Source organism: Ruminococcus sp. 1001136sp1 (assembly GCF_039841815.1).
GTDB classification, from domain to species: domain Bacteria; phylum Bacillota; class Clostridia; order Lachnospirales; family Lachnospiraceae; genus Blautia_A; species Blautia_A faecis.
In genome coordinates this window covers 22,890-32,546 of record NZ_JBDPGY010000033.1, presented here as the reverse complement: position 1 = coordinate 32,546, position 9,657 = coordinate 22,890, and the positions used below count along the sequence as shown (strand labels likewise).

General features: G+C 44.8%; 4 protein-coding genes. All 4 read left to right on the top strand.

Going from position 1 to position 9,657, the window contains the following annotated elements:
* Positions 1–292: 292 nt before the first annotated feature.
* The gene (locus ABHC48_RS19260) at positions 293–1,921 is read left to right on the top strand and encodes a CTP synthase (RefSeq protein WP_118578480.1); all 1,629 of its coding nucleotides are present in this window, start codon (positions 293–295) and stop codon (positions 1,919–1,921) included.
* A gap of 14 nt (positions 1,922–1,935) precedes the next feature.
* Entirely contained in the window at positions 1,936–6,483 is a 4,548-nt protein-coding gene (gene gltB / locus ABHC48_RS19255) for a glutamate synthase large subunit (RefSeq protein ID WP_118578479.1), read from the top strand.
* A gap of 14 nt (positions 6,484–6,497) precedes the next feature.
* The gene (locus ABHC48_RS19250; RefSeq protein WP_148462912.1) at positions 6,498–7,982 is read left to right on the top strand and encodes a glutamate synthase subunit beta; all 1,485 of its coding nucleotides are present in this window, start codon (positions 6,498–6,500) and stop codon (positions 7,980–7,982) included.
* Positions 7,983–8,319: 337 nt separating this feature from the next.
* Positions 8,320–9,642 (top strand): type I glutamate--ammonia ligase, encoded by a 1,323-nt coding sequence (gene glnA, locus ABHC48_RS19245; protein WP_148462972.1) that lies wholly within the window; start codon positions 8,320–8,322, stop codon positions 9,640–9,642.
* Positions 9,643–9,657: the final 15 nt, after the last annotated feature.

The following is a 9,657-nucleotide window of genomic DNA, read 5'->3' as shown; positions in this document are numbered from 1 at the left end:
GATTTAGTCGCAGTTAGCAGTTAGTTCGCTGGAGCGTTGCGCCGGCGAGTGAGCAATCACCATTGTCCGAATGCGTCCGCCTTTAACAACTTTCAACACATTAAATAGCAAAAAAAGTGGATTGACAAAGCCAAAAAAATGATATATTATATACCATATTTTTGAATAAGAATTTGTTTTGACAAAGGCGTCAAAGAGAAATGGATAGGTTAAGTGCCCCCTAATCCTCCTCTTTGACGCCTTTTTTACATATTAGAACACATTAAAAGCAATTGGAGGAGGAAATCGAAAGATGGCAGTAAAATACGTTTTTGTCACTGGCGGTGTTGTGTCAGGACTGGGAAAGGGAATCACAGCAGCTTCACTTGGGCGACTTTTAAAGGCAAGAGGTTTTCAGGTCACAATGCAGAAATTTGACCCTTACATCAACATTGATCCCGGAACCATGAACCCTATTCAGCATGGAGAAGTCTTCGTAACAGACGATGGAACTGAGACCGACCTGGATCTTGGCCATTATGAACGATTCATTGATGAAAGCCTGGATAAAAATTCCAATGTAACTACCGGAAAAATTTATTGGTCCGTTTTACAAAAAGAACGTCATGGAGACTTTGGAGGAGGAACCGTACAGGTAATCCCTCATATTACAAATGAAATCAAAAGCCGCTTCTATCGCGCAAAATCCCCGGATGAAAACAGGATTGCCATTATCGAAGTCGGCGGAACAGTAGGAGATATTGAAAGCCAGCCATTTCTGGAATCCATCAGACAGTTTCAGCATGATGTGGGACATGAAAATGCAATCCTTATTCATGTAACCTTGATTCCATACCTGAAAGCTTCAGGAGAAATGAAAACAAAACCAACCCAGGCCAGTGTCAAGGAGCTTCAGGCAATGGGAATCCAGCCGGATGTTCTGGTATGCAGAAGTGAATATCCGCTGACCGACGATCTGAGAGCCAAAATTGCCCTGTTCTGTAATGTGCCGGTAAGCCATGTACTTCAGAATCTGGATGTAGAGTATCTGTATGAAGCCCCACTTGCGATGGAACGTGAAAAACTGGCAGATGTGGTCATGCAGTCATTGGGACTTGAAAAAAGAAAACCAGACCTTACGGACTGGGAGGCTATGGTAGAAAATCTCCGCCATCCGGATAAAACTGTAAACATTGCCATGGTAGGAAAATATACCCAGCTTCATGATGCATACCTCAGTGTGGTGGAAGCTCTGAAACATGGCGGAATCGCATGCAAGGCGAAAGTAGAGATTACCTGGATTGATTCCGAAGAGTTAAACGAGAAGAACCTGGATCAGAGGCTTTACCAGGTAGATGGAATCCTGGTTCCAGGTGGTTTCGGCGGAAGAGGAACAGAAGGAATGATCCTGGCTGCCCAGTATGCCCGCGTGCATAAGATCCCATACCTTGGAATCTGTCTTGGAATGCAGATGGCAATCGTAGAATTTGCCCGTCATGTACTTGGTTATGAAGATGCAAACAGCATTGAACTTGCACCAGAAACTACCAATCCGGTAATTGCCCTTATGCCAGACCAGGAAGATGTGGAAGATCTTGGAGGAACCCTGCGCCTTGGAAGTTATCCATGTGTGCTTGCGGATGGTTCTTTATCCCTGGAACTTTTCGGACAGAAAGAAATTCAGGAACGTCACAGACATCGTTATGAAGTTAACAATGCATATCGCAAAGAACTGGCAGAAAAAGGCATGACCATAGCAGGAACTTCTCCTGATGGTCACATTGTGGAAATGATCGAGATTCCGGCAAACCCATTCTTTGTAGGAACCCAGGGACATCCGGAGTTCAAATCAAGACCGAACCATGCTCACCCGCTGTTCCGTGGATTTATCCAGGCAGCTGTAGATAAAGTAAACAAAGAGGAAACTCTTAATCAACAATAGAAAGGATGAGGAAAATGAAAGAAGTGATAAAGGAAAGGCAGGGACTTTACCGTCAGGAATTTGAACATGATAACTGCGGTATCGGTGCAGTTGTCAATATCAAAGGCAAAAAATCCCATGATACAGTTGCCAACGCATTGCGGATTGTAGAGAATCTGGATCATCGTGCCGGAAAAGATGCAGAAGGCAAAACAGGTGATGGCGTTGGTATCCTCCTTCAGATTTCCCATAAATTTTTTAAGAAAGCATGTAAAAAAGAGGGAATCGAAATCGGCCAGGAAAGAGAATATGGTATTGGCCAGTTCTTTTTCCCACAGCACGAGATCAAACGTGCCCAGGCAAAAAAAATGTTTGAGATCATTGTGGAAAAAGAGGGACTGGAGTTCCTTGGCTGGAGAGAAGTTCCGGTAGTTCCGGAGGTTCTTGGACATAAGGCAAGAGAGTGCATGCCATGCATTATGCAGGCATTTATCAAAAAGCCGGATGATCTGGAAAAAGGCATCGCATTTGACCGTAAACTGTATATTGCCCGCCGTGAGTTTGAACAGAGTAATGACAACACTTACGTATGTTCTATGAGCAGCCGTACGATTGTTTATAAAGGTATGTTTCTGGTTGGACAGCTTCGTACATTTTTCTCTGATCTTCAAAGCCTTGATTATGAATCTGCGATTGCATTGGTACATTCCCGTTTCAGTACCAACACAAATCCAAGCTGGGAGAGAGCACATCCAAACCGTCTGATCGTGCACAATGGTGAGATCAACACTATCCGGGGAAACGCAGATAAGATGCTGGCAAGAGAGGAAAATATGGAGTCCCCATACTTAGAAGGGGAAATGCAGAAAATCCTTCCGGTAGTCAACCGAAATGGTTCCGATTCTGCAATGCTCGATAATACGCTGGAATTCCTTACCATGAGCGGCATGGATCTTCCTCTTGCAGTGATGATCACCATTCCGGAGCCATGGGCAAATAACGATACCATTTCCCAGGAAAAACGTGACTTCTATCAGTATTATGCCACTATGATGGAGCCATGGGATGGACCTGCATCTATTCTTTTCTCAGATGGAGATGTGATGGGTGCAGTGCTTGACCGTAACGGTCTTCGTCCGTCCAGATATTACGTAACATCCGATGGCTGCATGATCCTTTCTTCTGAGGTTGGAGTATTGCCGGTACCGGAAGAGAAAATCATATTAAAAGAGCGTCTTCATCCTGGAAAAATGCTTCTGGTAGATACGGTTCAGGGCAAGATCATTGACGATAACGAATTAAAAGAGATGTATGCGAAGAAACAGCCATACGGCGAATGGCTGGACAGCAATCTGGTACATTTAAAAGATATTAAGATTCCAAACGAAAGAATGGAAGAATATACAGAGGAACAGCGTTCTCGTCTTCAGAAGGCTTTCGGATACACTTACGAGCAGTATCGTACTTCTATCCGAAACATGGCGTTAAATGGTGCTGAGAGCATTGGCGCAATGGGTGTGGATACACCGTTGGCAGTATTTTCCAAACAGAACAGACCGCTTTTTGACTACTTCAAACAGCTTTTTGCACAGGTAACCAATCCGCCGATCGATGCGATCCGTGAGGAGATTGTCACCAGCACAAGCGTTTATGTTGGAAAAGACGGAAACCTTCTGGAGCAGATTCCGGAGAACTGCAAGGTATTAAAGATTAACAATCCGATCCTTACCAATACAGATATGCTGAAAATTAAGGAAATGCATCACGAAGGCTTCAAGGTGGCTGTTGTCTCCACTCTTTATTATAAGAGCACAAAGCTGGAGCGTGCTATTGACCGTCTGTTTGTGGAAGTTGATAAAGCATACAGGGACGGTGCCAATATTCTGGTACTTTCCGACAGAGGCGTGGATGAAAACCATATGCCGATTCCGTCTCTGCTGGCTGTTTCTGCAGTACATCAGCATCTTGTAAAGACGAAAAAGAGTACTTCTCTTGCTATTATCCTGGAATCCGGCGAGCCGAGAGAGGTTCATCATTTTGCTACTCTTCTGGGCTATGGCGCAAGTGCAGTCAACCCATATCTGGCATTGGAGACAATCCATGAGCTGATTGATACCCATATGCTGGACAAGGATTATTATGCAGCTGTAGACGATTATAATCATGCAGTTATCAGTGGTATTGTTAAGATTGCTTCCAAGATGGGTATTTCTACAATCCAGTCTTATCAGGGATCTCAGATTTTCGAGGCAATTGGTGTATCTCAGGATGTTATCGATAAATATTTCACAGGTACTGTAAGCCGTGTTGGAGGCATTACACTGGAAGATATTGAGGAGAATGTAGAAAAGCTTCATTCAGAAGCATTTGACCCGTTAGGACTTACCACAGACCTTACTCTGGATAGTGTGGGTGCCCACAAAATGAGAAGCCAGGGAGAAGAGCACCGTTACAATCCGGCAACCATTCATCTCCTTCAACAGTCTACAAGAACAGGCAGCTATGAGATGTTCAAACAGTATACAGATCTTGTGGATAAGGAAAATCACGGCAATCTTCGTGCGCTTATGGACTTTAAGTATGCAGAAAATCCTATCCCTCTTGAAGAGGTGGAGAGTGTTGATGAAATCGTAAAGCATTTTAAGACTGGTGCCATGTCCTATGGTTCCATTTCTCAGGAAGCACATGAGACACTTGCTATTGCAATGAACCATCTTCATGGAAAATCAAATACCGGTGAGGGCGGTGAAAGCAATGAAAGACTGGATTCAGCAGGAACAAAGGATGACAGATGTTCTGCGATCAAACAGGTAGCCAGTGGTCGTTTCGGTGTTACCAGCCGTTATCTGGTATCTGCAAGAGAAATCCAGATCAAAATGGCACAGGGCGCAAAACCTGGTGAAGGTGGACATCTTCCGGCGAAGAAGGTTTATCCATGGGTTGCGAAAACCCGTCACTCCACACCTGGTGTTTCTCTGATCTCCCCGCCGCCGCATCACGATATCTATTCCATCGAGGACCTGGCAGAGCTGATTTATGACCTGAAAAATGCAAATAAATATGCAGATATTTCTGTAAAGCTGGTTTCTGAGGCTGGCGTTGGTACGGTTGCAGCCGGAGTTGCAAAGGCTGGTGCACAGGTAATCCTGATTTCCGGATATGATGGAGGTACTGGTGCAGCACCCAGAAGCTCCATTCACAATGCAGGACTTCCGTGGGAGCTTGGACTTGCTGAAACCCATCAGACACTGCTTATGAACGGACTTCGTAACCGTGTCCGCATTGAGACAGACGGTAAACTGATGAGCGGTCGTGATGTTGCAATTGCAGCACTTCTTGGTGCAGAGGAATTCGGTTTTGCTACAGCACCTCTTGTAACTATGGGCTGTGTAATGATGAGAGTCTGCAATCTGGACACCTGCCCGGTTGGTGTAGCTACCCAGAATCCGGAGCTGAGAAAGAGATTCAAAGGCAAACCGGAATATGTTGAGAACTTTATGAAATTTATTGCCCAGGAGCTTCGTGAATATATGGCAAAACTGGGTGTGAGAAGCCTGAAAGAGATGGTAGGACGCACAGATCTTCTGGTTGCTACAGATGCAGTTGATGAGCCGCACAAAGGTAAAGTAGACCTTAGTGCAATCTTGAACAATCCATATGCAAAAGTTGGCAGCGAGGTAACCTTTGATCCGAAAGCAGAGTACAATTTCCAGCTGGAGAAGACTCTGGATGAGAAAGTTCTTGTGAAGAAATGCAGTCGCGCAATTCATGGCGGTGAGAAGACCAGATTTTCGGTAGAAGTAAAGAACACAGACCGTGCATTTGGAACAATCCTTGGTGCGGAGATTACCAGAAATAATAAAAACGGACTGCCGGAAGACACGGTAGAGATTGATTGTACAGGAGCCGGAGGACAGAGCTTTGGTGCCTTTATCCCGAAGGGTCTTACTCTGAAGCTTACCGGCGACTGCAACGACTACTTTGGAAAGGGTCTTTCCGGTGGCAAGCTGATCCTGAAGACTCCGGAAAATGCCGGTTACAAAGCAGAAGATAACATTATTGTCGGCAACGTTGCTCTTTATGGTGCAACTAGTGGAACTGCCTTTATTAACGGTATGGCAGGTGAGCGTTTTGCAGTTCGTAACTCTGGTGCCAATGCAGTTGTGGAAGGTGTGGGAGAGCACGGCTGTGAGTACATGACCGGTGGTCGTGTAGTAGTTCTTGGAAGAACCGGCAAAAACTTTGCAGCAGGTATGAGCGGCGGTATCGCTTATGTTTTGGATGTGGAAAATGTTCTTTATAAGAACTTAAATAAAGCGATGATTTCTATTGAAAAAGTAGACAATAAATATGACAAAAAAGAACTGAAAAATCTGATCGAAGCACATGTAGCTGCAACGGGATCGGAGCTTGGACAGAAGGTTCTGGATCAGTTTGACATGTATCTGCCTCACTTCAAAAAACTCATTCCAAATGAGTACAAGAAGATGATCACATTAAGTGCAAAGCTTGAGGAAAAAGGTCTGAACAGTGAGCAGGCGCAGATGGAAGCATTCTACGAAAGCATAGGAGTTAAGCATTAAGGAGGCAGAAGATCGTGGGAAAACCGACTGGATTTTTAGAATATAACAGAGAGACGGCAAAGGTTCTGCCGCCAAAAGTAAGAATTGCCAATTTCAAGGAGTTCCGTACTCCTCTTAATAAAGAGAAACAAAAACTTCAGGGAGCACGCTGCATGGCTTGCGGCGTTCCCTTCTGCCAGGCAGGCATGATGATCGGCGGCATGGCTTCCGGATGTCCGCTTCACAACCTGGTGCCAGAGACAAATGATCTGGTATTTACCGGAAACTGGAAACAGGCGTTTCTTCGTCTGAACAAGACACACAGCTTCCCGGAATTTACCTCCCGTGTGTGCCCTGCACTTTGCGAGGCAGCCTGTACCTGCAACTTAAATGGAGAGCCTGTTTCCACTAAGGAAAATGAACGTGCCATCATTGAGACTGCATATGCAGAAGGCTGGGTTGTTCCACAGCCTCCGAAGGTTCGTACAGGAAAGACCATAGCAGTTATCGGAAGCGGTCCTTCCGGACTTGCAGCAGCACAGCAGTTAAACAGAAGAGGTCACAATGTAACTGTATTCGAAAGAAGTGACCGGATCGGCGGACTTCTTCGTTACGGCATTCCAAATATGAAGCTGGAGAAATCTGTGATCGACAGAAGACTGAAGCTGATGGAAGCTGAGGGTGTGAAATTTGTGACAAATACAAATGTTGGAGTGGATATTACAGCAGAGGAACTTTTGAAGAAATATGACCGTGTAATCCTTTGTTGCGGAGCTTCCAATCCCCGTGATATTAAAGTGCCGGGAAGAGATGCAAAGGGAATTTATTTTGCAGTAGACTTCTTGAAAAAAGTTACCAAAACTCTTCTGGACAGCGATTTCACCAAAGCTCCCTATGAAGAGGCAAGAGGCAAACATGTGCTGGTAATTGGCGGTGGTGATACCGGAAATGACTGTGTGGGTACTTCCGTACGTCTCGGCGCCAAATCTGTAACACAGCTGGAAATGATGCCAATGCCGCCGACAGAGCGTGCTGCTTCCAATCCATGGCCGGAATGGCCAAAGGTCTTAAAAACAGACTATGGCCAGGAAGAAGCAATTGCAGTGTTTGGACATGACCCCCGGGTTTACCAGACAACCGTTACTGATTTTATCAAAGATAAAAACGGAAATGTCTGCCAGGCCCGGATCGTAAAGCTGAAAAGCGAGAAAGATGCCAAAACAGGCCGTATGATGATGGTTCCGGTAGAGGGGACGGAAGAAGTGATCCCTGCAGACCTGGTACTGATCGCAGCTGGTTTCCTTGGAAGCCAGAAATATGTGACTGATGCATTTAAGGTTGCAACAACTGCAAGAACTAACGTAGAGACAAAACCGGAAGCTTATGAGACCAGCGTACCGCGGGTTTTCACAGCAGGAGATATGCACAGAGGCCAGTCTCTGGTAGTATGGGCAATCCGTGAAGGAAGAGAAGCCGCAAAGGCAGTGGATGAATCCCTGATGGGATATTCTTATCTGTAAATTGGCAAAAAAATGCTTTGTGGAATAATACCTGCTGAATCGCTGTCGGGAAAATAAAAAAGAGAGTATATAAAAAGTATGGTCGGGGGCAAACTAAATTTGCTCCCGATTTTCCGTTCTGATACAAAAGATTTATTTTGTACATCATTTTATACAACGCTGATATGGTAAAGTGGTAAAAAATAAGTTGACAAAGCATGACCTCATTGCTATAATTACCTCCATGAACAAGGGCGTTCTTCAGAAGGGTATCTTTTTGAAGTGCGCCTTTTTTGTTTAAATAAGTCATGCGTAATGGATGGATGAGGGCATGAGAGTGAAAGAAGGAGAGAACACCATGGGGAATTACACCAGAGAAGAAGTGTTACAGATGGCAGAAGACGAGGATGTAGAATTCATTCGTCTTCAGTTTACCGATATGTTCGGTACTTTGAAAAATATTGCGATTACAGCTCGGGAGCTCCCCCGGGCACTGGATAATGAATATGTAGTAGACAGCTCCTACATTGCCGGAATAGCAGGGGAGAAAGAGCCGGATATGTATTTACATCCGGACTATAATACTTTCACCATTCTTCCGTGGCGTCCGCAGCAGGGAAAGGTAGCCAGACTGCTCTGTGATATCTACCGCTCAGATGGAACGCCGCTTGAGAAAAGCCCGAGATATATTCTGAAACAGGTGGTAGAGATGGCTGCTAAGGAAGGCTATGTTTGTGAAGTGGATCCGGAATGTGAGTTTTTCTTATTTCACACAGATGATAACGGAGTTCCCACTACACTGACTCATGAAAAAGCTGGATATCTGGATATCAGCCCGCTGGATCTGGGAGAAAATGCAAGACGTGATATGGTTCTGAATCTGGAAGATATGGGATATGAAATTGAATCTTCCCATCATGAAACCGCTCCGGCACAGCATGAGATTGATTTTAAATTTTCCGGTGCAAATGAAATGGCTGACTGTGTGATGACTTTCAAAATGGCAGTCCGCACCATTGCAAAACGGCATGGACTTCATGCAACCTTTATGCCAAAGCCGAGAGCTGAGGTGAATGGTTCCGGTATGCACATTCATTTTGCATTGTATAAAGATGGAAAAAATATATTTGCTGATCCTGATGATGTAAATGGTCTCAGCGAGGATGCTTATCATTTTATTGGAGGTCTTCTTGCACACAGTGAAGAGATGGCCGCCATTACCAATCCGCTTGTGAATTCCTACAAGAGACTTGTACCTGGCTATGATGCTCCTACAGAACTGACCTGGACAAAGAATAACCAGAACTCTCTGATCCGTATTTCCAATTTAAGATCAGACAGCCTGGCAATCGAGCTTCGAAGCCCAGATGCATCTGCAAATCCTTACCTTGTGTTTGCTGTTTGTATTGCAGCCGGTCTGGATGGAATTCAGCAGAAATTATATCCTACCAAGGCATCGGATCGTTCTTTTTCCGAATCTGACCAGAAAGCTATGAATATTGGAAATCTTCCGCTGAACCTGGATGATGCCCTTACACATTTCGAGAATAGCACCTGGATCCAGAGTGTACTTGGTAAAAAGTTCTGTGAGGAATATGCAGCTGCCAAGAAGGAAGAATGGCTGAATTATATGAGACAGGTAAGCGAGTGGGAAATCAGCCAGTATTTATACAAGATTTAAGATAAGAGAGTAGCA